Origin of the sequence: Nocardia sp. GCM10030253 (assembly GCF_042675075.1) — a bacterium.
GTDB lineage: Bacteria > Actinomycetota > Actinomycetes > Mycobacteriales > Mycobacteriaceae > Nocardia.
In genome coordinates, this window is sequence record NZ_JBHTDL010000003.1 from 139,230 (window position 1) to 165,903 (window position 26,674).

At 65.9% G+C, this 26,674-nt stretch carries 24 protein-coding genes; 13 read left to right on the forward strand and 11 right to left on the reverse strand.

Translation table 11 applies throughout. The features are described 5' to 3' along the window. Window positions 1-24: 24 nt before the first annotated feature. A complete protein-coding gene (locus ACFQZZ_RS03065; protein ID WP_378673536.1) occupies window positions 25-1,020 on the forward strand; it encodes an oxidoreductase in 996 nt (331 codons plus the stop codon). Between the two features lie 169 nt (window positions 1,021-1,189). Further along, a complete protein-coding gene (locus ACFQZZ_RS03070; protein ID WP_378673539.1) occupies window positions 1,190-1,921 on the forward strand; it encodes a TetR/AcrR family transcriptional regulator C-terminal domain-containing protein in 732 nt (243 codons plus the stop codon). A 10-nt stretch (window positions 1,922-1,931) separates the two neighbouring features. Here the strand turns inward: ACFQZZ_RS03070 and ACFQZZ_RS03075 are convergent, their stop codons facing one another. Further along, window positions 1,932-3,812 carry an ABC transporter ATP-binding protein gene (locus ACFQZZ_RS03075; protein WP_378673542.1) on the reverse strand — a complete coding sequence of 627 codons (1,881 nt, stop codon included), beginning with the start codon at window positions 3,810-3,812 and terminating at the stop codon, window positions 1,932-1,934. Window positions 3,813-4,046: 234 nt separating this feature from the next. Between ACFQZZ_RS03075 and ACFQZZ_RS03080 the strand changes: the two genes are divergently transcribed. From ACFQZZ_RS03080 to ACFQZZ_RS03090, 3 genes are all read left to right on the forward strand, one after another. Continuing rightward, complete coding sequence (locus ACFQZZ_RS03080) at window positions 4,047-5,435, forward strand: serine hydrolase domain-containing protein (protein ID WP_378673545.1); 1,389 nt, start codon at window positions 4,047-4,049, stop codon at window positions 5,433-5,435. 117 nt (window positions 5,436-5,552) lie between these two features. Beyond that, window positions 5,553-8,366 carry an FAD-binding and (Fe-S)-binding domain-containing protein gene (locus ACFQZZ_RS03085; protein WP_378674051.1) on the forward strand — a complete coding sequence of 938 codons (2,814 nt, stop codon included), beginning with the start codon at window positions 5,553-5,555 and terminating at the stop codon, window positions 8,364-8,366. A 388-nt stretch (window positions 8,367-8,754) separates the two neighbouring features. Then, on the forward strand, window positions 8,755-9,690 hold the full coding sequence (locus ACFQZZ_RS03090; RefSeq protein WP_378674054.1) for a DNA-3-methyladenine glycosylase family protein: 936 nt from the start codon (window positions 8,755-8,757) through the stop codon (window positions 9,688-9,690). A 96-nt stretch (window positions 9,691-9,786) separates the two neighbouring features. Here ACFQZZ_RS03090 and ACFQZZ_RS03095 read toward each other — a convergent pair whose 3' ends face one another. Beyond that, window positions 9,787-9,993: a hypothetical protein gene (locus ACFQZZ_RS03095; protein WP_378674057.1), complete on the reverse strand. Its 207-nt coding sequence runs from the start codon at window positions 9,991-9,993 to the stop codon at window positions 9,787-9,789. Further along, complete coding sequence (locus tag ACFQZZ_RS03100) at window positions 9,993-10,280, reverse strand: hypothetical protein (protein WP_378673548.1); 288 nt, start codon at window positions 10,278-10,280, stop codon at window positions 9,993-9,995. Before ACFQZZ_RS03100 ends, ACFQZZ_RS03095 begins: the two co-directional genes overlap by 1 nt. Before the next feature lie 489 nt (window positions 10,281-10,769). Between ACFQZZ_RS03100 and ACFQZZ_RS03105 the strand changes: the two genes are divergently transcribed. From ACFQZZ_RS03105 to ACFQZZ_RS03120, 4 genes are all read left to right on the forward strand, one after another. Then, window positions 10,770-11,657 carry a helix-turn-helix domain-containing protein gene (locus ACFQZZ_RS03105; protein ID WP_378674060.1) on the forward strand — a complete coding sequence of 296 codons (888 nt, stop codon included), beginning with the start codon at window positions 10,770-10,772 and terminating at the stop codon, window positions 11,655-11,657. Next, entirely contained in the window at window positions 11,654-11,851 is a 198-nt protein-coding gene (locus ACFQZZ_RS03110; RefSeq protein ID WP_378673550.1) for a DUF397 domain-containing protein, read from the forward strand. Before ACFQZZ_RS03105 ends, ACFQZZ_RS03110 begins: the two co-directional genes overlap by 4 nt. Before the next feature lie 13 nt (window positions 11,852-11,864). Beyond that, the gene (locus tag ACFQZZ_RS03115; RefSeq protein ID WP_378673553.1) at window positions 11,865-12,086 is read left to right on the forward strand and encodes a DUF397 domain-containing protein; all 222 of its coding nucleotides are present in this window, start codon (window positions 11,865-11,867) and stop codon (window positions 12,084-12,086) included. A 166-nt stretch (window positions 12,087-12,252) separates the two neighbouring features. After that, window positions 12,253-12,450: a hypothetical protein gene (locus ACFQZZ_RS03120; protein WP_378673556.1), complete on the forward strand. Its 198-nt coding sequence runs from the start codon at window positions 12,253-12,255 to the stop codon at window positions 12,448-12,450. Window positions 12,451-12,499: 49 nt separating this feature from the next. On the opposite strand, the gene ACFQZZ_RS03125 is transcribed toward ACFQZZ_RS03120, so the two are convergent. The 3 genes from ACFQZZ_RS03125 to ACFQZZ_RS03135 are packed head-to-tail and all read right to left on the reverse strand — an operon-like array spanning window position 12,500 to window position 16,036. Beyond that, window positions 12,500-13,246 carry a succinate dehydrogenase/fumarate reductase iron-sulfur subunit gene (locus ACFQZZ_RS03125; RefSeq protein ID WP_378673559.1) on the reverse strand — a complete coding sequence of 249 codons (747 nt, stop codon included), beginning with the start codon at window positions 13,244-13,246 and terminating at the stop codon, window positions 12,500-12,502. Between the two features lie 2 nt (window positions 13,247-13,248). Continuing rightward, window positions 13,249-15,189, reverse strand: coding sequence for a fumarate reductase/succinate dehydrogenase flavoprotein subunit (locus tag ACFQZZ_RS03130; protein WP_378673561.1), 1,941 nt, complete (start codon window positions 15,187-15,189; stop codon window positions 13,249-13,251). A gap of 16 nt (window positions 15,190-15,205) precedes the next feature. Further along, window positions 15,206-16,036, reverse strand: coding sequence for a hypothetical protein (locus ACFQZZ_RS03135; protein WP_378673564.1), 831 nt, complete (start codon window positions 16,034-16,036; stop codon window positions 15,206-15,208). Between the two features lie 394 nt (window positions 16,037-16,430). Here ACFQZZ_RS03135 and ACFQZZ_RS03140 point away from each other — a divergent pair, with 394 nt between their 5' ends. Beyond that, window positions 16,431-17,654 carry an acetyl-CoA C-acyltransferase gene (locus ACFQZZ_RS03140; RefSeq protein ID WP_378673566.1) on the forward strand — a complete coding sequence of 408 codons (1,224 nt, stop codon included), beginning with the start codon at window positions 16,431-16,433 and terminating at the stop codon, window positions 17,652-17,654. A gap of 52 nt (window positions 17,655-17,706) precedes the next feature. On the opposite strand, the gene ACFQZZ_RS03145 is transcribed toward ACFQZZ_RS03140, so the two are convergent. The 4 genes from ACFQZZ_RS03145 to ACFQZZ_RS03160 form a co-directional block, all read right to left on the reverse strand. Then, window positions 17,707-17,994 carry a hypothetical protein gene (locus ACFQZZ_RS03145; RefSeq protein ID WP_378673569.1) on the reverse strand — a complete coding sequence of 96 codons (288 nt, stop codon included), beginning with the start codon at window positions 17,992-17,994 and terminating at the stop codon, window positions 17,707-17,709. Window positions 17,995-18,203: 209 nt separating this feature from the next. Further along, window positions 18,204-19,169 carry an alpha/beta fold hydrolase gene (locus ACFQZZ_RS03150; RefSeq protein ID WP_378673572.1) on the reverse strand — a complete coding sequence of 322 codons (966 nt, stop codon included), beginning with the start codon at window positions 19,167-19,169 and terminating at the stop codon, window positions 18,204-18,206. Window positions 19,170-19,601: 432 nt separating this feature from the next. After that, window positions 19,602-21,551, reverse strand: a complete 1,950-nt coding sequence (locus ACFQZZ_RS03155; RefSeq protein ID WP_378673575.1) for an acyl-CoA dehydrogenase family protein — start codon at window positions 21,549-21,551, stop codon at window positions 19,602-19,604. A gap of 130 nt (window positions 21,552-21,681) precedes the next feature. Beyond that, window positions 21,682-22,863, reverse strand: a complete 1,182-nt coding sequence (locus ACFQZZ_RS03160) for an AAA family ATPase (RefSeq protein ID WP_378673577.1) — start codon at window positions 22,861-22,863, stop codon at window positions 21,682-21,684. Between the two features lie 242 nt (window positions 22,864-23,105). Here ACFQZZ_RS03160 and ACFQZZ_RS03165 point away from each other — a divergent pair, with 242 nt between their 5' ends. The 3 genes from ACFQZZ_RS03165 to ACFQZZ_RS03175 all read left to right on the forward strand — a co-directional run bounded on the left by ACFQZZ_RS03165 (window position 23,106) and on the right by ACFQZZ_RS03175 (window position 24,873). Further along, a complete protein-coding gene (locus tag ACFQZZ_RS03165; protein WP_378673580.1) occupies window positions 23,106-23,390 on the forward strand; it encodes a hypothetical protein in 285 nt (94 codons plus the stop codon). 478 nt (window positions 23,391-23,868) lie between these two features. After that, window positions 23,869-24,465: a C40 family peptidase gene (locus tag ACFQZZ_RS03170; protein WP_378674063.1), complete on the forward strand. Its 597-nt coding sequence runs from the start codon at window positions 23,869-23,871 to the stop codon at window positions 24,463-24,465. 3 nt (window positions 24,466-24,468) lie between these two features. Next, window positions 24,469-24,873: an RNA-binding S4 domain-containing protein gene (locus ACFQZZ_RS03175; protein WP_378673583.1), complete on the forward strand. Its 405-nt coding sequence runs from the start codon at window positions 24,469-24,471 to the stop codon at window positions 24,871-24,873. 78 nt (window positions 24,874-24,951) lie between these two features. Here the strand turns inward: ACFQZZ_RS03175 and ACFQZZ_RS03180 are convergent, their stop codons facing one another. Then, entirely contained in the window at window positions 24,952-26,673 is a 1,722-nt protein-coding gene (locus ACFQZZ_RS03180) for a fatty acyl-AMP ligase (protein WP_378673586.1), read from the reverse strand. Window position 26,674 lies beyond the last annotated feature (1 nt).

A 26,674-nucleotide genomic window follows, 5' to 3' on the forward strand; every position in this document is an offset into this window, starting at 1 on the left:
GCGGACGCTCGTATGCTCGTCGGCATGGAGTTCTGGGCGATGGTGGCACACGAATCGGACAGCGGGATCGTGCTCACGCGGCAGCGTGTCAACGAGGACTTCCTCGGACCGGGCGACGTGACGATCAAAGTGCATTACTCGAGTGCGAACTTCAAGGACGGGCTGGCGATCACCCCGGGCGGCGGTGTGGTCCGGAAATATCCGATCATCCCGGGCATCGACATCACCGGTGAGGTCGTCTCCTCCGAGGACGACGACTTCGCTCCGGGCGATCTGGTGGTGGCACACGGCTACGACATCGGCGTTTCGCACAACGGTGGTTTTGCCGAGTACGCCAGGGTGCCCGCCGACTGGGTGGTCAAGCTCGACGGCCTGAGCACCCGCGACGCCGCCGCGCTCGGCACCGCCGGTTTCACCGCCGCATTGAGCGTGCAAGGTCTGCTCGATCGCGAGCTCACCCCGGAGACCGGGCCGGTGCTTGTCACCGGTGCCACGGGCGGCGTCGGCAGCGTTGCCATCGACATCCTGTCCGGTCTCGGTTTCGAGGTGATCGCCTCCACCGGCAAGACCGACGCGGGCGACCTGCTCGCAGAACTCGGCGCGAACGAGGTGATCGGCAGGCTGCCGGAGGACCCGGACGCCACATTGCGCCCATTGACGAAGGCTCAGTGGGCCGGTGCCGTCGACAGCGTCGGCGGAAAGTCCCTGGCCTACATTCTCAGCGCCATCGGCTATGGCGGCGCGGTAGCGGTCAGCGGCCTCACCGGCGGCGCGGATCTCCCCACCACCGTCATGCCCTTTATCCTGCGCGGCGTCGCCCTGCTCGGTATCGACTCCGCCTACGTTCCGAGCGAAAAGCGTCGCGCTCTCTGGACGCGCCTGGGCAACGAACTACGCCCCCAACATCTTTCGACGATCGAGCACATCGCCCCCATTATCGACGCCGAACGGGTGCTGCGCTCCATCCAGGGCGGCACCCACTCCGGTCGCACGGTTTTCGGCGTCGCCGGCGAATTCTGATCCGGCCGCTATACCTCGCGGCCGGGCAACTCCGGCGATGCCGGCCCGTCATCCGGCGCGGTGGGCATGTAGCAGTGACCGCTGTGAGGCGAACGCTGTACGCATAGATGTTTAGTGTTCGCAACAGGGAACGTCGTGCGCTACGTTGATGGCATCGAAAGGAGTCGACATGCCCGTCGAGAAGCAGCAGGTCGGATCGGTCTGGACGCGCCCGAGGCGCGGTCGGGAACAGCCGGCGCTGACCAGAGAGCAGATCGTGGCGGCGGCCGTCGCACTATTGGATGCCGAGGGGATGGAGGCGCTGAGCATGCGCCAGCTCGGCGCCCGCCTCAATGCGGGCGCGACCTCGCTGTACCGGCATGTAGCCAACCGCGACGAGCTCATCGAACTGGTCGTCGATGAGGTGTACGGCGAGATCCGGGTGTCCGAGATCGATGATCCAGCGGACTGGCGCGCGGCCGCCGGGCAGTGCGCGGCAAGCCTGCGGGCGATGATCCTGCGCCACCCGTGGATGGCCTCGACCCTCGGTCAGGTCGGGCTGTCCTACCTCGGCCCGAATGTCATGCGGCTCAACGACCGCATGCTCGCCCTGTTCGAGGTGGGTGGTTTCGCGGCGGACGAGCTCAGCGACGCCATCGGCGCTGTCACCAGCTTCGTCATCGGCATCGGCATCAGTGAGGCCGCCTGGCTGACCTTGCTGACCCGCAGCGGCCAGACCGAATCGGAACTGGTCGCCACCCTGCGGCCCGCCGCGGAACAGGCCGCCCACGACTACCCGAGACTGCGGCAGACCGACGCGACCGGCACCTGGGACCAGGACCCGGCGGCAGCGCGCGAACGCCAGTTCCAGTACGGGCTCGACCGGATGCTGGACGGGCTGCAGGCGCGGCGCGACCGCTGAGTTCGCTCGGTCAGGCGGCGACGGTGACAGGATCCTCCGCGAACTGGGTGCGGTACAGCTCGGCGTAGCGCCCATCGGCGGCTAGCAGCTGAGTGTGCGTGCCGCGCTCCACAATTCGACCGTCCTCCAGCACCAGGATCTGGTCGGCGGCGCGAATCGTGGAAAGGCGGTGCGCGATCACCAGCGCGGTCCGGCCGTCCAGTGCTTCGGAGAGTGCTTCCTGCACAGCGGCTTCCGAGGTCGAGTCCAGGGAGGCTGTCGCCTCGTCGAGGATGACCACGCGAGGTTGCTTGAGCAGCAGCCGGGCGATGGTGAGCCGCTGGCGTTCGCCGCCGGACAGTCGGTAGCCGCGTTCACCGACCACGGTGTCCAGTCCGTCCTGCAGCGAGTCGACCAGATTGCGTAACCGGGCCCGCTCCAAGGCATCCCACAGCTCGGCCTCGGTCGCCTCCGGCCGCGCCAGCAGCAGGTTGGCGCGCACGGTGTCGTGGAACAGATGCCCGTCCTGGGTGACCAGTCCGACCGTCTCGCGAATCGAGGTCGTCGTCAGGTCCCGCACATCGGTGCCGTTCAACCGCACCGCGCCGCCGTCCACGTCGTACAGGCGGGAAACAAGTTGGGCGATGGTGGATTTCCCGGCGCCCGAGGACCCGACCAGGGCGACGAGCTGCCCGGGTTCGGCCCGCAGCGACACATTGTGCAGCACCTCCACACCGCCGCGACTGTCCAGCGTCGCCACGTCTTCCAGCGAAGCAAGCGACACCTTGTCGGCGGAGGGATAGCCGAAGGTGACGTTGTCCAACTCCACCGCGACCGGGCCATCGGGCACCGCGACCGCGTCGGGTGCGTCCTCGATCAGCGGCTTCAGATCGAGCACCTCGAAGACCCGCTCGAAACTCACCAGCGCGGACATGATTTCCATCCGGGCGCTCGCCAGCGCGGTCAGCGGCGTGTAGAGCCTGGTCAGCAGTAGCGAGAGCGACACAACCGCACCGGCATCCAGCTGTTCGCGCAACGCGTACCAGCCGCCGAGCCCGTAGACCAGTGCCAGCGCAAGTGCGGAAACCAGGGTCAGCGAGGTGACGAAGACGGTCTGCAGCATCGCGGTGCGCACGCCGATATCGCGTACCCGGCGCGCTCGCAGGGCGAACTCATCGGACTCCTGGTGCGGACGGCCGAACAGTTTCACCAGGGTCGCCCCCGGTGCCGAGAACCGCTCGGTCATTTGCGTGCTCATGGCCGCATTGAGGCTCGCCGCTTCGCGCTGCATCCCGGCCAGTCGATTACCCATCCGCCGGGCGGGCAGTACGAATACCGGCAATAGCACCAGCGCGAGCAGAGTGATCTGCCAGGAGATCCGCACCATCACCGCGAGGGTGAGTGCCAGCGTCACCAAATTCGTGATCACCCCGGACAAGGTGTCGCTGAACGCGCGCTGTGCCCCGATCACATCGCTGTTCAATCGGCTGACCAGCGCACCTGTGCGAGTGCGCGTGAAGAACGCGACCGGCATCTTCTGCACATGGTCGAACACGGCGGTGCGCAGGTCGAGAATCAGTCCCTCACCGATGCGCGAGGACAACCACCGGACGATCACGCCGAGCGCGGCATCGAATATCGCGATCCCGCCGATCACGAGCGCGAGGGTGATCACGACACGTGGCGCGGCCCCACCGACGATGTCGTTGACCACGCGTCCAGCAAGCACCGGCGTCGCCACCGCCAATAACGCGGACACCACGCTGAACAGCAGGAAGGCGCTGATCCGGCGTCGATGCGGTGCGGCGAATCTCAGGATTCGCTCGGCCGTCGCCAAACGGAACGGCCGCTGCTCCTGCGGTGCGTTCGCCCGCCGATACATCTGGCTCCAGGCCACGGATTCGATACTCACGTCACATTCCTCTCGCTCCCGCCCCATCAAACTCCTGGCCACCGACACTAAGACCTCAACAAAGGTTGAGAGCAAGTCGATTTCACCCGTAGCCCGATTCCACCGACGGTGAACGCAACGGCGGCGGGGCGGGGCGACACATGGCTCGCGATCCGTGTCAGCGCCGTGTCAGCAGCGCTGGGCATCGTGCTGTGCATGCAAGACGTACGACACACAGAATCCGAAGGAAAAGCCATGTCACAGATCGCACTGTCCGAATTTGTCGAGGAGACGGCCACCAAGTTCGGGATCCCCGGTGTTGCGGTCGGGGTGTGGGTGGACGGTCAGGAAGTCTTCGCGTGCCACGGCGTCACGAGCCTGGACAACCCGCTGCCGGTCGACAAGGACACGTTGTACGTGCTGGGGTCGGTCAGCAAGACGTACACGGCAACCGCGCTGATGCGCCTGGTCGCGGACGGGCGGGTCGAGCTGGACGCTCCGGTGCGCCGGTATGTTCCTGAGCTCGTCCTCGCCGACGAGCAGGCCGCCGCCGAGATGACGGTTCTCAACCTGCTCAATCACACCTCGGGCCTCGGCGTGCGACTCGTCGTCGAAACCGGCGACGGGGACGACGCCCTCGCGGAGTATGTGGCGCGGATGTCCGAGCTGGAACAGATCGCCCCGCCCGGCACCAGGGCCTCCTACAGCCAGGCCGGATACAACCTGCTCGGACGGATCATCGAAAAAGTCACGGGCCTGACCTTCGAGCGGGCCGTCGCCGAACTGCTGCTCGAGCCGCTCGGTCTGTCGAACACTTTCTACTCCCCCGCCGAGGTAATGACCGGGCGGTTCGCCGTGGGGCACAACCGCGACGAGGACGGCAAGCTGGCTGTCGCACAGCAGTGGAAGGACACCCGAGGCAACAACCCGGGCGGAGATGTCATCTCCTCGGTGTCGGACCTACTTCGCTGGGGCCGATTCCATCTCGGCGACGGCCGCGCGGAAAACGGTGAGCAGGTGCTGGCCACGGAGGTGCTGGCCGAGATGAAGGAACAAACGGTCGAGTTGAAGGCCAACGCGACCGGCGACGCCTTCGGCCTCTGCTGGTGGTTGCGCGACGTGGACGGTGTTCGCACTGTCGGTCACGGCGGATCGACCTACGGGCAGTTCTCCGAGCTGCTCATCGTGCCTGAACGCGACTTTGCGGTCGTTACCGCATCCAACGCAGGCCCGGAGGATGGCATGCAGTGCAACCAGGCCATCGTCCGATGGGCCCTCGAGCACTTCCTCGGGGTCATCGACCGGGATCCGGAGCCGATCCCCTATGACGTAGCACGGGCCGCGGAGATCGTCGGGGACTACGACATCGACGTCATGACGCTCACCATCGCCACGGATGGCGCTGGGATCACGGTTGGGTGCGTGATCAAACCGGAGATCCGCGCGGCATCGGAAATCGAGCTGCCCGCGGACCTGCCCGCGGGCGGTCTCGGTCTGCTGCCCGGCGATGGGGACGAGTACATCATCACCGGCGGCGCTTTGATGGGACAGCGCGGCTACTTCACTCGCGACGAGACCGGCGCGGTGATCGGAGTCGATGTCGCGGGCCGATTGTTCACCAGAGTTCCGGCCGTTTCCGAGTGAAAGCCTGACCATCGCCTCCTGCGGAGGCGACAGGGCGGTGGCTATCCCGCGCTCCAGCCGAGCGCGGGATGGCCACCGGCCTGCGCTTACTAGGCTGGCGGGGTGACCGAGGACCGAATGGCGCAGGCGCTGCGGGGCAGGATCCGCGGACAGGTCGACGCGTCCGCGCGACGGCGGGCGGAGTACTCCTCGGATGCCTCGAACTACCGGGTCCTCCCCGCGGCAGTGGTATTCCCGCTGGCCGATGACGATGTGGCGGCCGCCCTGGAATTCGCGCGGGACAACGGTTTGTCGGTGACCGCGCGTGGCGCGGGAACCTCGGTGGCGGGCAATGCGATCGGGCCGGGGATCGTGCTTGACTTCAGCAGGCATATGAACTCGGTCCTCGAACTGGATCCGCAGCGACGGGTGGCCCGGGTGCAGCCGGGGGTGGTGCTGTCGCAGCTGCAACGCCGAGCCCGTCCGCATGGTTTGCGGTTCGGACCCGATCCATCGACCGAGAATCGGTGCACCCTCGGCGGCATGATCGGCAACAATGCCTGCGGACCGCACGCCGTCGCCTGGGGTCGGACCTCCGACAACGTGCGCGAGCTGCGAATCCTCGACGGAACCGGTACCAGGCGGACCCTCGCGTCCGATCCGTCCGTGGTGCCCGGGCTCCCCGAATTCACCAGGTCGAGCCTCGCCGTGATCCGGACCGAACTGGGCCGGTTCGGCAGGCAAGTGTCCGGCTACGGGCTCGAACATCTACTGCCGGAACGGGGTTCGGCGGTAGCGAAATCATTTGTCGGCACCGAGGGCACTTGCGGGTTGCTCTTGGATGCCACCGTCGACCTGGTCGCGCTCCCATCGGCCACCGTGCTGACGGTGCTCGGCTATTCCGACATGGCAAGCGCGGCAGACGATGTGGCCGCGGTGCTGGCCTACGCCCCGATCGCGGTCGAGGGTATCGACGCGCGGCTGGTCGACATCGTGCGTGTGCATCGCGGCGCAAGCTCCGGCGGGGTGCCCGAACTGCCGCGCGGCAGTGGCTGGCTGTTCGTGGAAACGGCGGGCGAGGGCCAGGCCGAGGCATATGCCGCCGCCGAATCCCTGTGCCGATCCGTCGGCGCGCTGGATTCTCGAATCATCACTGATCCCGGTGTGGCCGAGGCGCTCTGGCGCATCCGGGCCGAAGGCGCGGGATTGGCGGGTCGCACACCGGCGGGGCAGCCCGCGTGGCCGGGTTGGGAGGATGCCGCGGTGCCGCCCGAACGTCTCGGCGCCTACCTGCGCGATTTCGGTGCGTTGACCCGAGAGCACGGTGTGGACGGTCTGCTCTATGGCCATATCGGCGACGGCTGCATCCACGTCCGCCTGGATCTACCGATCGTGGATGCGCCACAACGCTTTCGCGCTTTCCTGTTCGACGCGGCCGAGATGGTGGTCGGGTACGGTGGCTCGCTGTCGGGCGAGCATGGTGACGGCCGCGCCCGCTCGGAACTGCTGTCGGTCATGTATTCCCGCGAGGCACTCGACGTGTTCGCCGGATACAAGGCGTTATTCGACCCGGACAATGCGTTGAACCCGGGAGTCCTGGTCGCGCCACAGTCGATCGACACTGATTTGCGCCTGGTCGGATTATCCCCGACACCGAGTGCGGGGGGTTTCGCGTTTCCGCACGACGGCGGTGATCTCGGGGCCGCGGTCCACCGCTGTGTCGGAGTCGGCAAGTGCCGCGCGGATACTCGCGCGACCGGCGGATTCATGTGCCCGTCGTACCTGGCCACCGCGGACGAGAAGGACAGCACCCGCGGTCGGGCCCGCGTCCTGCAAGAGGTCGTTCGCGGCGCGCTCCCGTGGTCGTCGGCGGCCGTCGCGGAATCGCTCGATCTGTGCTTGTCCTGCAAAGCATGTCGCTCCGACTGCCCGGCGGGCGTCGATGTGGCCACCTACAAATCCGAGGCGCTGAACCGCCGTTACCGGCACCGCCCGCGGCCGATCGATCACTATGCGCTGGGTTGGTTGCCGCGGTGGTTGGCTGTCGCGAACCGGATGCCGCGCGTGGTCAATGCGCTGGCCGATATCGGATGGCTGCGCCGAACAGGGCTGCGCGCCGCCGGAATTGATCCGCGTCGCGAGCTGCCGCCGCTCGCGGACCGCAGCTTTCGCCGGATCTGGCGCGACCTGAACGGCGAGGTAGGGCACGATCGGCCCGAGCCGCCACCCTCGGCCGACTCTACGGCAGGCGGGCAGGAGGTGATGCTGTGGATCGACACCTTCACCGACACCTTCACACCCGAGATCGCGCTCGCCGCAGCACAGTTGGTGGCATCGTTCGGCTATCGAGTCCGGATACCGGCCCGCCGTGTGTGCTGTGGACTCACCTGGATCAGTACCGGCCAACTCGACGGAGCGCGTGCCCGATTGCGCGCCACGCTGGCCACGCTCGATGAGCATGTGCGAAAAGGCGGGATCGTCGTCGGCTTGGAGCCGTCGTGTACCGCGGTGCTGCGCTCGGACCTGCCGGAACTACTGCCGGAGGATCCCAGGTCGGCCGCCACCGCCGCGGCCGTGCGCACGTTGGCGGAGTTCTTGGCCGAGCAGCCGGATTGGCGCCCGCCGCAGCGCCGAGGCCAGTCGATTGTGGTGCAACCGCATTGTCACCACCATGCGATTCTCGGATTCGATGCCGATCGCCGACTATTTGCGGCTATGGGAGTGAATGTGACAGAGGTCACCGGATGCTGCGGACTTGCGGGAAACTTCGGAATGCAATCCGGCCACTACGACATATCGGTCGCGGTGGCCGAGAATGGTTTGTTGCCCGCATTGCGCAGCGCACGCCACGATTCGATCTTGATCGCCGACGGTTTCTCGTGTCGTAGCCAAGCGGCACAGCTTGCCGACTGCCAAGGCCGACACCTGGTGCAATTCCTGCTGGGCGAGTGAGGCTTTCGCCTACCTGCCGCGCCGGTCGTGGCAAATGCGCCGTGACCGTCAGCTGCCGAAAGGCAGCGTGCCGGGCGGAATTTGGTAACCCGAGCTACCCGCGGAAACGCCACCCCAAGCATTGAGCAACCAGTTGAGCACATTGGTGATCATTCGAAAACCTCCATCGTGGCGACTGCCGATCGTTTGCCGATCGGCACCAATATCGCCACATTTATTGGTCGCGTTACAAAATGGTGTGGAGCAGCGATGATGCCGAATCCGTATCGGGCATTTCCGGCGAATATCGGGGTGACTCGGACAACTCCTGGCTCGGTCCTGCCGCATCAGGCACTCCGGCGGACCGATGCCCGGCCCCGCCGCGCACAATGAACCGGTGCGCAAACAGATGGTCGAGCCGGGAGTGAGCCGAGACGGGCTGACTCGAACGGTGACGGCCGACCGGCCCATCGACCTCGCGCCGACCCTCGCTCCACTCTCCCGGGGGCGGGGCGACCCGTGTCATCAGGTGACACTCGATGGCGCGCACTGGCACGCATCACGAATGCCGACCGGCCCGGTCACCTACCGACTCGTCCAGTCGGACTATTGCTCGGTGCAGGCGCACGCTTGGGGCGCGGGCGCCGCCGAGTTCCTCGATCGCCTCGACCACATGCTGTGCCTGGACGAGGATCTGTCCGAATTCGCTCCCGAACATCCGAAGCTCATCGAGGCGCACCGCCGGTTTCCCGGCCTGCGCATGCTGCGCACCGGCCTGGTCTTCGAGGCGCTCGTCCCCGCGGTCCTGGAACAGAAGGTGCACACCATCTCCGCCCACGCGTCATGGCGAAAGCTGGTGCGGCAGTTCGGTGAACGGGCGCCGGGCCCGGCGCCCGCAGGCCTGCTGGTGCCGCCCGGCGCCGATACCTGGCGGCGTATTCCATCCTGGACCTTCCATCGCGCGAACGTCGGTCCGCAGCGCTCGCAAACGATTGTCCGCGCGGCCAGGCAGGCGGACGCACTCGAGCAGTCGGCCGCCCACGATCCCGCAACGGCCGCCCGCCGCCTGCAAACGGTGCCGGGGATCGGCGTGTGGACCGCCGCCGAAATCGGCCAACGCGCCTTCGGCGATGCGGACGCGCTGTCGGTCGGCGACTTCCACCTCGCCGCGGTCGTCGGCTGGACCCTGCTCGGTCACCCCATCGACGACGACGCCATGATCGAATACCTGGAACCGCTTCGCCCGCACCGCTATCGGGCCGTTCGGTTGCTGGAGATCAGCGGCCAGGCGCACAAACCGAAGTTCGGTCCGCGTACCCCGCTCACCGACCACACCTGGCACTGACCACCGCGATGCACCGCGGACTGTCGGCCGGTCAGTGCGACGAGCGCGGGAACACGGCGCGTGGATCGGCCGATGGGCATGCGCGCGAGGCGGCGATCAACACGGCAACGCGCGCTCGTCAAGCACGTATTTGCCCGCTTCGACCAGCGTGGTGCGGGCCCGGCAGCGGACGCGGCAGCGATCGACTGTGCAGTCGATGTGCAGTTGCATTGCGGCGTGGGCTTGTTCGGTAGTCATGATGCCGGGGTCGCGTCCACAGATCAGCAGCTCGGCGACGTGCATGTTCAGGTTGGTCAGTTGCATCACGCGACCTCCGCCCGGCGCCGGTCGGCCCGGAGTCGGCGCGAGCGCCCGGCAGGCGGTTCGTCCCACGGGGATTGCCGGACCGCCATTCCGACGGCCTCCAGTGCGGTGAGGCCGACCTCGTCGGCGAGCTCGCCGACCGTGTCCAAAAGTGACGGAACAACTTCAGCAACCCGCAGTGCGGCAACTGCCTGCGCACAGGTGAGTGTGCGTCCGGGCAGATAGGAAACCACCCAGTTCTCCTGGCCTACGCTGCGCGCCCTGTGCGAGGTCAAATCGCTGGTCATCAAGGACGACGCTATGACATGTACAGCCATGACTCCTCGTTCCTACGTGCGATTCAGTTGGTGTGCCCGGAGGTTTCGCAGAAAGAGGGGGACAGGGCCTGCTCGGCTCCGGGCACACTTTCAGCACACCATCGGCGCAGGACTCAGGCGACGTCCTTGATGGATATCCAAAGATTTGGGGCGAATTCCCAGCACGAAATCCAACCGGGAGGGGAGGATTCTCCATAGTGGACGAAAGAGCCCTCTGCCCAAGCAAAGTCACGGGGAACCGAGCTTGTGGGTCGCCGCGGACTGCCCTTCGGGTGAGCATCCGAGCGCAGAACGGAGCGTGCTGTGTCAGCGAGTTCAGGAGAAGCATCAGCGAGTTCAGCAGAAGCATCAGCGAGTTCGGCTAGAGCGTCATCGATTTCGGCGAGTACATCGGCGAGTTGGGAAGCATCCTCGACCGGATCCACGAGTTCCGCAAGGGCGTCCGGGGGGCCGGACCGGCTGTCCGCCCACAGTGCCTCGTCCACCCTACCCAGGCGCCAGCTGGGTAGATATCTCCGTGACTGGCGCACCCAAGCCGGTCTGACCATTGCCGAGGCGTCCAAGCTCATGGAGTGGGGCGCAAGTACCTTGCAGCGCTTGGAAAAAGGCCAAGCCGACCGCATCCGCACCATCGACATCCAAGAGCTGTGCCGGATCTACGGCATCCCCGACGAGCTCGCCGACGGTCTCAAAGGCCTCGCCCAGCAGGCGGCCGTCAAGAGCTGGTGGCACGCCTACGGCGACCTGATCCCCGAAAACTTCGATGTCTACGTCGGTTTGGAGGCCTCGGCGCAGCAACTGACCTCCTACCAATCCGAACTCGTCCTCGGCCTGCTGCAGACCGCGGACTACGCCATGGCGCTCAATCGCCTCGGCTACCCGAGTGATTCCGATGCGGAGCTCGAGCGGCGTGTGCAGCTGCGGCTGCAACGCCAGGCGTTGATCACCAGGAAGGCCTCGCCTGCCACCGTCGATGTGGTGCTACACGAATCGGTGTTGCGCCGGGTGGTCGGTGGCGCCAAAGTGATGGCGGCGCAGCTACGTCATCTTGCCGATTTCAGTACCCGCGAAAACGTTTCACTGCGTATCCTGCCGTTCGCGGCCGGTGTTCCGCTCGGAGTTTCCACCGGCCCGTTCACGGTTCTGGAGTTCGGAACCGATAGCAAGGGCCAGCCGATCGAACCGCCGGTGGTCTACGCAGAGGGCTTCACCGGCGATCTCTACCTCGAAAGACGTGCTGATGTACGGCGGTACGATCGGGCTCACGAGTGCCTCCAGCGCAGCGCGCTGGATATTCAACCCAGTAGACATCTGTTGCGACAGGTAGCGAAGGAGTATGTGGCATGAGTACGGATCTGGTTGGTGCGCGGTGGTTCAAGAGCACGCGCAGTGGCGCGGGCAAGGACTGCGTGGAAGTAGCATTCCTCGACAGCGGCCGGGTCGGCGTCCGCGACAGCAAGAATCCCGGCGGACCCGCGCTGTTGTTCACCTCGGGCGAGTGGGACAGTTTCACCGCATGCGTGGCGAGTGGCGAATTCTGAAGGAGTCCGAATCGTGAGCATCGATCGTAGCGCGAAGGTTGATCTGGCCGGCGCGGTCTGGCGCAAGGCGGGCAGTGGCGCGGGCAAGGACAGTGTGGAAGTCGCACTGCTGGAGGACGGCCATGTGGGCCTACGCGACGGGAAGAACCCCGACGGCGACGTTCTGATCTTCACCCCCGGCGAGTGGGCCGCATTCACCGCGGGCGTGCATGACGGCGAGTTCGATCGCCCCTGAGACATCTGGCCAGGCCCGGCGGGATACGCCCGCCGGGCCGCGCTGATCCTGCGGCACGGTTCGAGCGGGCTCGGTAGGACCGCCGGACGTTGTTGATCACGAAACGGCGGAGGTTCGGCAACGAAAGTGTGTTTGTCCGGGCTGAGTACCGGGTAGACAACAATTTGTGGACCGTGGGCTAAAGAATTCCCACCCCCGGTACAAGAAATTGCAGCCGGGCGATTGGGTGGAATGGTTGATCGTTGCGCTGCTATTCGCAGTGTCGGCGGTGGGCGTGTTCGTCCTCACCGGCTCGTTCTTGTCGGCGTTGTTCGTCGGAGTGCTGGTGTGGGTCGTCGCTGTCGGGGTAGTCGCGATGTTGTAAGGGTGCGCCGTCCGGCCGGGTATCGACCCGGCCGGTGGTCACGTCGTGATCAGCGCCGGAATAGCTTGTTGCCCAACCAGACCAGTGGGTCGTACTTTTTGTCGGCCACGCGTTCCTTCATCGGGATCAACGCATTGTCGGTGATCTTGATGTTTTCCGGGCAGACTTCGGTGCAGCACTTGGTGATATTGCAGAGGCCGAGCCCCTGCTCGTCCTGAGCGAGGTCGGTGCGATCGGCGACGTCGAGCGGATGCATCTCCAGCTCGGCGATCCGCATCAGGAACCGCGGCCCGGCGAAGGTGGCCTTGTTCTCCTCGTGGTCACGAACCACGTGGCAGGTGTCCTGGCACAGGAAGCATTCGATGCACTTGCGGAACTCCTGCGAGCGCTCCACATCGACCTGCTTCATCCGGTAGTCACCGGGCTTCAGATCGGCAGGCGGCGTGAACGACGGTATCTCCCTTGCCTTCTGGTAGTTGAAGGACACGTCGGTCACCAAGTCCCTGATCACCGGGAAGGTGCGCATCGGGGTGACGGTGATCAGTTCCTCGGGCTGGAACGTCGACATCCGGGTCATGCACAGCAGCCGCGGTCGCCCGTTGATTTCGGCCGAGCACGAACCACACTTGCCCGCCTTGCAATTCCAGCGCACCGCGAGATCGGGCGCCTGGGTGGCCTGCAGCCGGTGGATGATGTCGAGCACCACCTCACCCTCGTTCACCTGCACGGTGAAATCCTGCAACTCACCGCCATCGTTGTCGCCGCGCCATACGCGGAAATTGGCGTCGTAACCCATTGCTACGCGTCACCTTTCGCAGCAGTAGCCGAACCGGCCGGATGAGCGGCGAGATCGTCGGAGTTGTAATACTTTTCGAGCTCGGTCAGCTCGAAGAGTTCGAGCAGGTCCGCACGCATCGGCACCTGTTCCTCCGGCCTGACGCGCACCGGCGGGACGGCCTCGTCCGCATCGGCGGGGTCGATCGAACACACCAGCAGTTTGTTGCGCCAGTCGGCATCCATCGCCGGATGATCGTCGCGCGTATGCCCGCCGCGACTTTCGGTGCGCAGCAACGCCGCCTGCGCGACGCATTCACTGACCAACAGCATGTTGCGCAGGTCGAGCGCCAGATGCCAGCCGGGATTGAACTGCCGGTGTCCCTCCACCAGCACGCCCGCGAAGCGGGTGCGCAGCTCGGCGAGCCGCTCGATGGCCTGCCGCAGTTCGTGTTCCTTGCGGATGATGCCGACCAAGTCGTTCATCGCCTGCTGCAGATCGGTGTGCAGGGTGTAGGGGTTCTCCCCTGTGCCGTCGGCGGGCGGATCGAACGGCGCGACCGCCGCTTTCGCCGCCGTCGCCAGGTCGGTGTCCGCGACGACGGGCCGCTGGCCCAGTTGATCGACATAAATCGCCGCGCCCATGCCCGCCCGTCGGCCGAAGACCAGCAGGTCGGAAAGGGAGTTGCCGCCGAGTCGGTTCGACCCGTGCATGCCGCCGGAGCACTCGCCCGCCGCGAACAGCCCCGGCACGGTCGCCGCTCCCGTGTCCGGGTGGACCTCGATCCCGCCCATGACGTAGTGGCAAGTCGGCCCGACTTCCATCGGCTCCTTCGTAATATCCACGTCGGCAAGCTCTTTGAACTGATGGTGCATCGAGGGCAGTCGCCGCCGGATCTCGTCGGCGGGCAGCCGCGAGGCGATATCCAGGTACACGCCACCGTGCTCGGTGCCGCGCCCCGCCTTCACCTCAGAGTTGATCGCGCGGGCCACTTCGTCACGCGGCAGCAGATCCGGTGTGCGGCGCGCGGAATCGTTGTCGCGCAGCCACTGGTCGGCCTCTTCCTCGGTTTCGGCATACTGCCCCTTGAAGACCGGGGGGATGTAGTCGAACATGAATCGCTCGCCCTTGGAGTTCTTCAGCACCCCACCATCGCCGCGCACACCCTCGGTGACCAGGATGCCCTTCACGCTCGGCGGCCAGACCATACCGGTCGGATGGAACTGCAGGAACTCCATATTTATCAGCGTCGCCCCGGCGCGCAGCGCGAGCGCGTGGCCGTCCCCGGTGTACTCCCAGGAATTGGAGGTCACCTTGTAGGACTTGCCGATTCCGCCGGTGGCGAGCACCACGGCGGGCGCTTCGAACAGGACGAACCGGCCGGATTCACGCCAGTAGCCGAACGCACCCGCGATCCGATCGCCATCCTTGAGCAGCTCGGTGATGGTGCATTCGTGAAAGACCTTGATGCGCGACTCGTAGTCGCCGCTCTCCGCGAAATCCTCCTGCTGTAGCGAGACGATCTTCTGCTGCATGGTGCGGATGATCTCGAGCCCGGTGCGGTCGCCGACATGGGCCAGGCGCGGGTAGGTGTGGCCGCCGAAGTTGCGCTGGCTGATTCGGCCGTCCTCGGTCCGATCGAACAGCGCCCCATAGCTTTCCAGCTCCCATACCCGGTCGGGCGCCTCCTGGGCGTGCAGTTCGGCCATCCGCCAGTTGTTGAGGAACTTGCCACCGCGCATGGTGTCCTTGAAATGGGTCTGCCAGTTGTCCTTTTCGTTGGCATTGCCCATCGAGGCGGCGCAGCCGCCCTCGGCCATCACGGTGTGTGCCTTGCCGAACAACGACTTGCACACCACCGCAACGGAAAGGCCGTGTTCCCTTGCTTCGATTACCGCGCGCAGTCCGGCGCCACCGGCACCGATAACGACGACGTCGTACTTGTGCCGTTCCACTTCTGGCATGGCCGCGAATACTCCTTCAGTTGATGAACCGCAGGTCCGAAATCGTCTCGCTGGCAACCAACATCACGTAGAAGTCGGTCAACACCAGGGTGCCGAGAGTGGTCCAGGCCAGCGCCATATGGCGGGTGTTCAGCTTGGAGACCTGGGTCCAGAACCAGTACCGCACCGGATGTGCGGAGAAATGCTTGAGTCGCCCGCCCGCAATGTGCCTGCACGAGTGGCACGAGAGCGTGTAGGCCCACAGCAGGATCACGTTGACAAGCAGCACGATATTGCCGAGACCGAAGCCGAAACCGCCGGTCTTGCCGTGAAATGCGATGATCGCGTCGTAGGTGTTGATCAGCGAAACCACAATCGCCACATAGAAGAAGTAGCGGTGCGCGTTCTGGATGATCAGCGGCAGCCTGGTCTCGCCGGTGTACTTGGCGTGCGGTTCGGCAACGGCGCAGGCAGGCGGGGAGAACCACACCGCGCGGTAGTAGGCCTTGCGGTAGTAGTAGCAGGTGAGCCGGAAGCCGAGCAGGAACGGCAGCACCACGAAGCCGAGCGGCAGGATCGTGGGCAGGTCGCCGAACGGCGTGCCGAAATGCGTCGATCCCTCCACACACGAGGTGCTCAGGCATGGCGAGTAGAACGGCGTCAGGTAGTGGTAGTCCGGTACCCAATATGCCGTTCGCACATACGATCTGATCGTCGCGTAGACGACGAAGGCGCCGAGGCCGAGCACGGTGAACAGCGGCGGCACCCACCATCGATCGATGCGTAGCGTGCGCTCCGTGATTCGAGCCCTGGTCTTACTGAAAACGCCTGTCCCCGTTTCCGGGGCGGCGGTCGGTGCGGCACTCACAGGTGGATGCCTCGCTGATCTGCTGTGCGGGCGGTCATCGATACCTCCGCAGTCGAATGTGATGCTGAGCACCATACGACACCCCCGCTATCGCTCGAGCGTGGTCCCGGCAATACAGACCCGGCGCAATGCCCGTGATTTGCGCCACATCGACCAGCCGCCGCATCAGTGACGCGCGACAGTGAACCGACCGCAAACGCATCGAACTCGGCTTAAACAGAACGTGATTCGAGCGGGTTTGCGACAAAGTAGACCCGAGGTCGAATAATCGGCCGTTCGGTCGTCACACTGCGGCAATAAATCTGTGGTGACCTTTCCCTTGAGAATTACCCGCTGACATGGGCTGATGCGTGTGTCGCACCGGACGGGCACGCCGGGGGAAGGAGTCACCACCATGAGAAGAGCCGCGATCGTGGCGCCGGTCCGAACTCCGAGCGGTGTCGAGGGGGGAGCGCTATCCGGAATGCCACCGGAATGGCTTGCCTCGACCGTCCTCTCGGCGGTCATCGATCGATCGGGAATAGACCCGATGCGCATCGAAGACGTCGCCATGGCCTGCGTCGATGGCGGCGCAACCAGCGCGCCGGAGCTGAGCAGGCTCGCGGCCCGCGGTGCCGGACTGCCCTTCGCCGTGCCGGGTTTTCTCACCGATCGCCGCTGCGGCAGCGGCCTGCAGGCCGTGATCACCGCGGCGATGATGGTGCAGACCGGCGCCGCCGACGTGGTGGTCGCGGGCGGTGTGGAAAGCGCCGCGGACACGGTGACCTGCCATGGCGACCCGATCCGGCCAGGCGATCTTGCGAATGCCGAAGACCTGGCCCGCCATTACGGAATCACCAGGGCCGAAGCCGACGAGTTCGCCGTGGCGAGCCATCGCAAGGCGGCCCGCGCGTGGCGACAGGGCTTCTTCTCCGCCGAGGTGATTCCGGTCGGCGTGGTGGAAGAGGGCCACGACTGGTCCGATTCCCTCACCGACACCGCGTCGCGGCATCAGATCCTGCGGGACGAGGGTGTGCGTGACGATGTCTCGACGCACACCCTCGCCGCACTGCGCCCGCTGATCTCCCGGGGCGTCGTGACCACCGGAAACATGAGCGCGCACCGGCACGGTGCGTCCGCCTGCCTGCTTGTGGCCGAGGACCGGCTCGACGAACTCGGCCTGTCCCCCATGGCCTATCTCGTAGGCTGGGCCGCGGCCGGGTGTGATTCCGACACGGCGACTCTCGGCGCGGCCCCGGCCGTCGCCAAGCTGCTCGGCCGCACCGGCTTCACCCTCGACGACGTCGACCTGGTCGAGGTCAACGAGGGTTTTGCCGTGGAAGTGCTTGCGCTGGCCCGGGAATGGGACTTCGACACCCGCGACCGGCTCAACGTCAACGGCTCGGCGATCGCCCTCGGCCACCCGGTCGGCGCCACCGGCCTGCGCATCATGACGACGATGCTGCACGAACTGGCGCGTACCGGGGGCCGCTACGGGCTGGAGGCGATTGCCCTCGGCCACGATCACGGCATCGCCGCCCTGTTCGAATCAGCAGCGACGACTCCCGCCGCGACCGCGCCGCTCGGCGCCCGCTTCCATGGCTCTCGCCCCCGCCGATTCGGCAGACACCGGGCCTGAGACACGGATCAACCGCCCGGGTTCAGCTGCTCCGGGCGGCCGCCAGCAACGTCTACTTCGTGCGCGGGCGGGAGTGGAAGCCGAGCCCTTCGTCCTGCGCGCCCATCCAGGCCGCCTCGTCCGACTTGCTGTCGGGGACATAGATGGTGTCCTGGGGTCGGCGGGTGATCTCCGGCGGCGGCGACTGCTCGAGCTCGTCGGCGTCGATGACGAGCCGCTCGAGGTCGTTCTCCAGTCGTCGCACAGTGTTTGCGTCGCCGTAGTGCGAGCGCAGTGCGCCGATGGATTGCCGGAGCTGGCCGACCGCATAGCGGAGTTCCGCGATATCGCTGCGTGTCATCGTTACCTCCTGTGTTCCTTGGCGGACATACGAACTCGGTGCACAGCGGTGTTTCCATAGTCTGCCTCGGAACGTGCCGCACCAAGTTGTGTGACTCACCACACAACGTGATCTCCAACACAGTACGTGAGGAATCGTGATTTGGCTCGTCGGTATCCGACTCCGGCGGTTCGCTCAAATGTTGCCAGCGGCGCTGCGGATGATTGCCTTCAGCCGACGGCGGTGTACTCCGATCCCTGTCCGCGCATGCCCGCGAAAACCCGATCGACCAGCCTGACGATGGACAGCGCCACTTCCTCGGCGCACTCCAGGATCACGCTGTGGCCCGCGCCCTCGAGTCGGACCAGCTCGGATTCGGCCAGTTGCGAGGCGAGCACCACCGAATGTGCGAACGGCACCACGATGTCCGCGGAGCCTGCCAGCACGAGCGCCGGGATGGTGCCGAGCCGGTGCAGTGTCGCGGTCTCGTCGAAGTTGATCAGCGAGGCGAGGAAGCTCGACATGGTCAGCAGCGGGGTCTCGTTCAGCATTGCCGTCGCGACCGCGACCACCCGGGGATTCACCTTCCTTGTACCGAAATTCGCCTCGCGAAGGATCGGCTCGAAGATCCGGCGGGACATCCGCTTGGACGCCTGCATGACCCGTGGTGCGCGTAGCACCGCCGCCTGCAGCGAGTTCACCGCACGCCGGTGCAGGAAGCGGCCGAGGCCCACCTCGGTGATGCCGTTGGCCGCGCCCGCGATCAGGCCGACGCCGACGACGCGGGTGCCGATCGCCTCGGGGAACAGGCGGGCGTAGGCAAGGGTGACCATGGCGCCCATGGAATGGCCGACCAGGATGATCGGGCCGGTCGGCGCCACCGCCCGCAGCACGGCGTCGAGGTCGTGCGCGAGCTGGTCGATGGTGTAGCTCGAGTGATCGGCCACACCCGATTCGCCGTGGCCGCGGTGGTCGTAGAAGACCATCCGGGTCGCGGGTCCCCACTGGCGCAACAGCTGGTCGCGCAGGAAGGACCAGGATTCGGTGCGCAGACAATGGCCGTGCACGAAGACCACGGTCAGCGGCGCGTCGTCGGCGCCGAAGGTGCGGACCGCGATCGGGACGCCATCATCGGCCGACACCGTTACACGGTGGCCGTCATAGTCGGCGGCGACTCGGGCGATGGTCGTGGACATGAAGGTTCTCCTGGGTCGGGTCACCTCGGACGGAGCGTCCTTGCTTGGTTGTCGGTAGTCATTTCCTTCGCGTTAGCGGCTCATACCTGCCGTTATGTACACGATGCGCAACCGACGCCGGTGATCGACATCGCCGCCGACCCGGCGGATCTCGATCGTGGAATCTACGAAACCGTAGGTCAAACGCTAGATTCGGGTAGACATCCATGATCAACCGCTTCGGTTGCCGGCCATCGGCGGATTGATCAGATTGCCTAGAGTCCCCTAGATTTTGTTATCGAACGGTCATGTTCGCCTGTATCCGAAATCTATGGGTATCTAGCGATTTTTCAATACTGGTGCAGACAGTTCGATCGGCCGTACCAGCGGCACGTTGGTGACCCGGGGGGTTACCTGACGTGGCGTCGAGGTACGGCCGATCGGAACCGATGGCTACGCGTGGGTTCTGGTGGAGGGCAAGAACGGGCGTAGCAGGTTCGCCTCGGTCGACGGACCCACCTGCCATTCGGCGATCCACGGCCCGGTGCCCTCGCTCGGATCCAGCACACCCTCCTCCAGCCAGCGGTAGCGACCGTCGAGGACGCCCCGGGTGAGGGTGCGGTCCTCATCGTCGGTGTTGTCCCACAGCGCGTCGAACAGCTTGCGCACCCGGACCCGTGACTGCCTGCAGAACGTATCGGCGAGTTCCTCGGCGGAGGTGGCCTCCTCGGCGCCCGCGGCGCGCAGGGCATGCGCCCGCACGCAGGCCGCCGACATCGCGAACAGCTCGGCGCCGATATCGACGATCCGGCCGAGGAAGTTCTGCCGGTACTCCAGGCCCGCCTGCCAGCGGCCCATCGCGTACATCAACGATCTGGCCTGCTTACGCGAATTGCGCTCGACGAACCGGAGGTGACGCGCCAGCGACCCGAACTCGGCATAGGTCGCGGGCACGGTGCCCGCGCCGACCGCCAGCTGCGGGAACCACTTGGCATAGAACCCGGTCGCACCGACGGCTGCCTTGGCCTTGGCCTTGAACTCAGCGTTGCGATCGACGAGCGCCCCGGCCGCGGACATGTGCGCGTCGGCCATTTCCCTGGCGACCAGCAGCCGCATGATCTCGCTCGAGCCTTCGAAGATGCGGTTGATCCGCAGATCGCGGACCAATTGCTCGGCGCCTACCGCGCGTTCGCCGCGCGCTTGGAGTGAAGCCGCCGTCTCGTAACCGCGGCCGCCACGGATCTGCACGAGCTCGTCGGCAATCCGGCAGCTCATTTCGCTGGCCCACAGTTTGGCGAGCGCAGCCTCGATCCGGATGTCGTTGCGGCCCTCGTCGCACATCGTCGCGGACAGGTCCAGTGCCGCCTCCAGGGCATAGGTGGTGGCCGCGATGTACGAGATCTTCTCGCTGACGGCGGCGTGCTCGCCCACCGGCCTGCCCCACTGCACCCGATGGGTGCTCCATTCCCGCGCGATCTTCAGCGACCACTTCGAGGCCGCCGTGCACAGCGCGGGGATGGCGAGACGACCGGCGTTCAGCGTGGTGAGCGCGATCTTCAGGCCGTCGCCCTCGCGGCCGACGAGGTTGCGCTTGGGAACGCGGACATTGTGCATCCTGGTCACACCGTTCTCGATGCCGCGCAGGCCCATGAACGAATTGCGCCGCTCCACGGTGATCCCCGGTGAATCGGCCTCGACGATGAACGCCGAAATGCCGCCGCGATGCCCCTCGCTCTTGGGCACCCTGGCCATCACCACCAGCAACTCGGCGACAACGCCGTTGGTGGTCCACAGCTTGACGCCGTTGAGCTCGTAGGCCTCGCCATCCTCGATCGGAGTAGCACTGCTCGCCATCCGAGCGGGGTCGGAGCCAACGTCGGGTTCGGTGAGCAGGAAGGCACTGACCGCGCCCGCGGCGCAGCGGGGCAGAAACTCGGCCTTCTGCTCGGCGGTGCCTGCCAGCTTCAGCGGCTCGGGAACGCCGATGGACTGGTGTGCCGACAGCAGCACCCCGAGCGCGGGGTGCGCCGAGCCGATCAGCATCAGCGCTCGGTTGTAGCCGACCTGGGAAAGCCCTTGGCCGCCGTACTCTTCCGAAATCTTCAGCCCGAAGCAGCCGAGCTCGGCGAGGCCCTTCACGTATTCGTCCGGTATCCGGGACTCCGCTTCGATCACGGCGCCGTCGATCGTTTCGCAGAACGGCCGCAGCCGGGCCAGATAGGCCTCGGTGCGCGCGGCATCCTCGGCGCTCGGTTGCGGGTAGGGGTGGATCAGATCGAGCCGGAACCGTCCGAGAAACATCTCCTTGGCGAACGATGGTTTGACCCAACTGGTTTCGCGAGATTCCTCGACGAGTGCGCGGGCCTGTTCTTCGGTCGCGTCGACTTTCGCGGTGGTCGCCATGATGTCCTCCTCGGACGTGATCAGGATCACATTCGAGTGTAGGAACTTTAGTTACCGGCCGGTAGGGCTTCCGGTCCAGAGATTTCTACAGATCTCTAACGATCTTGTTGAACGGGCAAGTGCGCAGCAATCAAACGCTGCGCAGATAGCGGCCGAAGTGCGGCACCGTGAACCCGATGGTGCCGCGCTCGGCCGAATAGATCAGGCCTTTCTTGATCAGTCCGTCCCTGGCCGGCGACAGTGAGGCCGGTTTGCGCCCGAGTTCGGTGGCCACCGCGGAGGTCGCCACCGGACCGTCGTCCCCCGCCAGATCGGCCATGGCGCGCATATATTCCCGCTCGGCAGGCGTTGCGCGCTCGTAGCGAGAGCCGAAGAAGCCGACGGCCAGTTCCTCCTCGGCGGTCGGTGCCGCCACCTCGACGTCCTCGATGCCGATCGGGCTCTCCGGAGCCTGGTCCCAAGCGGCCTTGCCATACGCCTGCACGAAATATGGGTAGCCATCGGCCTTTCGGTACAAGGCATCCAGTGCCGCGTCGGTGAACTTCACTTCCTCGCGCTCGGCGGGTGCGATGAGTGCCCGATCGGCCGATTCGCGGTCGAGGCGATCGATGCGGTGATAGCTGAAAAGTCGCTCTGAGTAGCTTTTCGACGCGGAAAGCACCGCGGGCAGATGCGGTAGACCGGCGCCGACGACGATGAGCGGCGCTGCGTCCTGGCTCAATTCGTGGCAGGCGCCGCAGATGGCGGAGATGTCCGATGGGCCGAGGTCCTGCATCTCGTCGATGAAGATCGCGATGCCGACACCGATGTCGCTGGCCAGCGCGGCCGCCTCTTTGAGTAATTCGATGAGGTCGATTTCGATGTCGCCGGAATCGGCGCGACCGGTCACCGCGGGCACGTCGATACCGGGCTGCCAGCGCTCCCGCATGCCCTTGTCGGCGGTGGACCGCAGCGCGAAAGCCTTGAGGATGCCGAGGAAGTCGTCGACCCGTTCCGGATTGCGGTGCCCCATGGCGATCGCGCGGACCGCCATGTGCAGCGCCGAGGACAGTGGGCGGCGCAGTTCCTGATCCGGTCGCGCCTCGATTTTGCCGGTGCCCCAACCGCGGGAGACGGCGGCGGAGCGAAGTTGGTTGAGCAGCACCGTTTTTCCGACGCCGCGCAGTCCGGTGAGCATGACGCTGCGCTCCGGCCTGCCGCGCGCGATGCGTTCCAGCACGATGTCGAAGGCAGTGAGTTGCTTGTCGCGCCCGGCCAGTTCGGGTGGGCGCTGTCCGGCTCCGGGAGCATACGGATTCCGCACGGGGTCCATGCCCACACACCGTAGCTCGTCATCTCCTATAAATCTGCGGATGTCTACGGCGTGTCCTAGATACGGCTAGCGGTATGAATTGCAGGCTGTTTCGAGCGACCTGCAAGCAGTCGCAAGCGGTGTTGTTTCGAGCGACCTGCAAGCAGTCGCAAGCGGTGTTGTTATTGCACTATTGCTATCGCCACGGAAATCTTTACGCTGGTGGCCGTTCGGTGAACGGTCCAGCGCAGGAATGGAGGGGCATGTCCGAGGAATCCACTCCGACCACCACCGCCGAGGTGGTCGAAGCCTGGAACGTGCCTGCCGGCGCGACGGTGGCCGGACGCATTCGCTCCAACATCCTGGTTGCCATCGAGCGCGGTTACGACGATCCGCAGCTCGTTGCCGATCTGGCGGTCGGACCGCTGGTCATGGCGCTCGGGCAGCTCGAGGTCGGCCTCGCCGAGGCACTGCGCCGTATCGATGAGCTCGAGCGGGCATTGGCCGAGCGCTCCGGCGACGATGCTGGGCGACCGTCCGAATCCTGATCGCGCAGGCCGGATCCGGCTGCGACTTTCGATTGCATAACGCATTCGATTCGGTCGATATCGTGTCGTGATCAGTCGGGCGTGTCGCTGTTCCGGCCGCTCGTGCAGGCAATATGTCCGACCCGGAAAGCGCGCTGGTCTGTGGGCTGGACAACACCGCGCCCGCATCGTAATCTCTTCGTGACTTCAGGGAGTCTGTCGCTTCGTAAGAGAAACGGCGCCAGGGAGTCACCGCCTAATCGGCTGCCGGGACCATCAACTCTCGACTGTCGTGCCGGGGATCCACAGGTTGTCTGTGGTGAATCCTCACAAGCCATTTCGGTTGGTGAGGTTCGGTTGGTGCAGGGTCGTCTTCTGGCCCGAGCCCTAGCTGATCCGGTCGGCGGGAGAGCAGGAAGATCGGAGACTCAGCTCGGTGGGTAAACACAGCTTGCAGCGGGAATCTCGGCTACCGAATTCCGTCAAGGGTGCCCTCGTCATGGGCGCGGTGGCCGCATCGACAGGTGCGATGCCCGCGGTTCCCGCGATGGCCGCCACCATCAATATCCCCGGTATCGGCGACTTCGACGTCCCGGTCCCGCAGGAGTTCGAGCAGCCGGTTCAGCAGCTCAACCAACAGATTCAGCAGGCCATGACCGCGATGCCGGTGGCGCCGCAGGCCCCGATGGCCGCTCCGCAGATGCAGATGCCCAGCTTCGGTGCGCCCAACTTCCAGGGGATGTTCCAAGCGTCGCCTGCGAACATCGCGCTCGACGCGGCCAAGACCAAGGTCGGCGCCCAGTACTCCTGGGGTGCCGCAGGGCCCTACAGCTTCGACTGCTCGGGTCTGGTCCAGTGGGCATACCGTCAGGCCGGAGTCGAGCTGCCGCGCACCAGCTTCGAGCAGTCGCACGTCGGCGCGCCGGTCGCGTTCAGCGAACTGCAGCCTGGCGACATCGTTGTGACCGCCGGCGGCGGCCACGTCGGTATGTACGCGGGCGACGGCAAGCTGCTGAACGCGGTCCAGTCGGGTGACCCTGTTTCCTACACCCCGCTGCGCCCCGACATGGTTGTTACGGCGCGCCGTATCGTCTAACGGGTGGCACCAGCCGTACCCGGCACCCAGCACGCCGCGACACAGGCGCGAGTCGACTCGTGGACGTGGGCGGTGCGTCTATTCAAAACAAGGTCCGCGGCCGCCGAGGCGTGTCGTGGAGGGCACGTCCGCGTCAATGGCGCCGCGGCCAAACCTGCCCACCCCGTACACCCCGGCGATGAGGTCCGAATCCGCGCCGGTGGTATCGAGCGCATCGTGATCGTGGAGCGGATCGTCACCAAACGTGTCGGTCCCCCGATTGCCGCGCAATGTCTGATCGACCGCAGCCCGCCGCCGCCCTCCCGCGAGATCCTCGCGACGTTGCCGCGCCGCGACCGGGGTTCCGGTCGGCCGACCAAACGTGAACGCCGAGAGACAGATCGGCTGCTCGGCAGAGAAGACAGCTGAGCTCCGGTCGCCGACGTCCTTGGCCTTCTTGTGCACGATCAGGGGTACCCGTCACCATCGCGCGGCAACAGCGAAGCCCTACGACCGATGCGGTGGCGGTTGGGCGCCGATAGCCGCCAGATGCGGTAGTCGTCCTGCGCCGTACAGTTTCCGGCATTCGCCGCGCCGCAGCTTGCCGCTGGAGGTTTTCGGGATGCGGCCGGGCTCGACCAGGACGACCGCACCCGGCACCACTTCGTGCGCGGCGGCGATCGCGATGCGGATGCGCCGTGCGAGCGCGGCGAGTTCGTCGGCCTCGGTGGGCTCCGCTGTCGCAAGCTCGGCGACCACCACCAGGTCCTCGCGGTGGCCGTCGTCGTGCCCGAATGCGGTGACATGACCGGTGCGCACCTCTGGTGCGCACGCGGCCACCGTTGTTTCGATGTCTGCCGGATAGTGGTTGCGGCCGTCGATGACGATGAGGTCCTTGAGTCGACCCGCGATGTAGAGCTGCCCTTCGTACCAGAAGCCGAGATCGCCGGTGCGCAACCAGGATGCGGTACTGCCTGGCAGCCAGGCGCCGAAACTCGTCGAGGTCGCGACGGGGTTGTCGTAGTAGCCCGCGCAGACATTCGGGCCCGCGACCCAGATTTCACCGACTGTCGCCTCCGCGACCTCGATCCGCTCGACCGGGTGCACGACCGCGACCAGCTGGCCCACCCCGGTCCCGCACCCGACGAGGGGTACGCCATCGGGTGCTGCGGCCGCCAGGCCGTGTGCCAAGGCGGCACGATCGAATCGGCGTGCGACCGGCTCGTCGTCGGGCTCGCAGATCGTCACCGACAGGGTCGCCTCGGCCAGTCCGTAACCGGGGGTGTGCGCATGGCTGCGGAAGCCGTAGGCGGCATAGGTTTCGGTGAAGTCAGCCAGTGCTTCGGCGCGGATCGGTTCGGCGCCGTTGAGCAGTGCGTCCAGGCCGGACAGGTCAAGTCCGGCCCGTTCCTCGGGGGTGGTCGCCGAGACCGCGAGTGTCAGACCGAAATTAGGACCGCCGGTGGTACCGGCCCGGTATTCGCTGCAGGCGCGCAACCAGCGGATCGGTCGCTTCACGAATTCCGCGGGTGCCAGGGTTACCCCGTGCACCCCCGAGTACAGCGGTAGCGAGAGGGCCAGGACCAGGCCCATATCGTGGAAGAACGGCAGCCAGGTCACAATGGGCTTGTGCCGGACAGCGGGCACCGCGGACCACAACTGATTCAGCGCCGCGGCCAGATTCGCGTGTGTTACCTCTACTCCCGCAGGCGCTTTGGTAGAGCCGGAAGTGTATTGCAGGTAGGCGAGATCCGTGCGGAGTGTGTCGATCACCGGATTTGCCACGGCAGCTGCCGCGGACACGGTGACATCCTCCGGGAGCTCGAGCACCTGGCCGAGTGCCGGGCCGAAGAGCTCGGAGGTCGTGCGGTCCGCCGCCGAGATCAGGCTCAGCGATGGTCGGGCGTCGGCAAGCGCGCCGTCGAGCCGAGCCCGATTGTGCGTGCCGATTGCCGGAAAGAGTGGGACGGCAACACGATTGCTGTAGAGACAGGCCAGGAACGCTACGACGTAGTCGACGCCGTGTGCACACATGATCGCGACCCGGTCGCCCGGATCGGTCGAAATCCTGAGCTGCTGCGCGAGCCTGCCCGCGGCCGTATGCAATCGGGCATAGCTCATCGAGACCGGAACGCATTCGGCACCGCTATAACGCAATTCGGTATAGGCGTCGGCATCGGGTTTGGTACGAGCCCATTCGGCGACCCGAGCGGCCAGCTCATTGGGCATG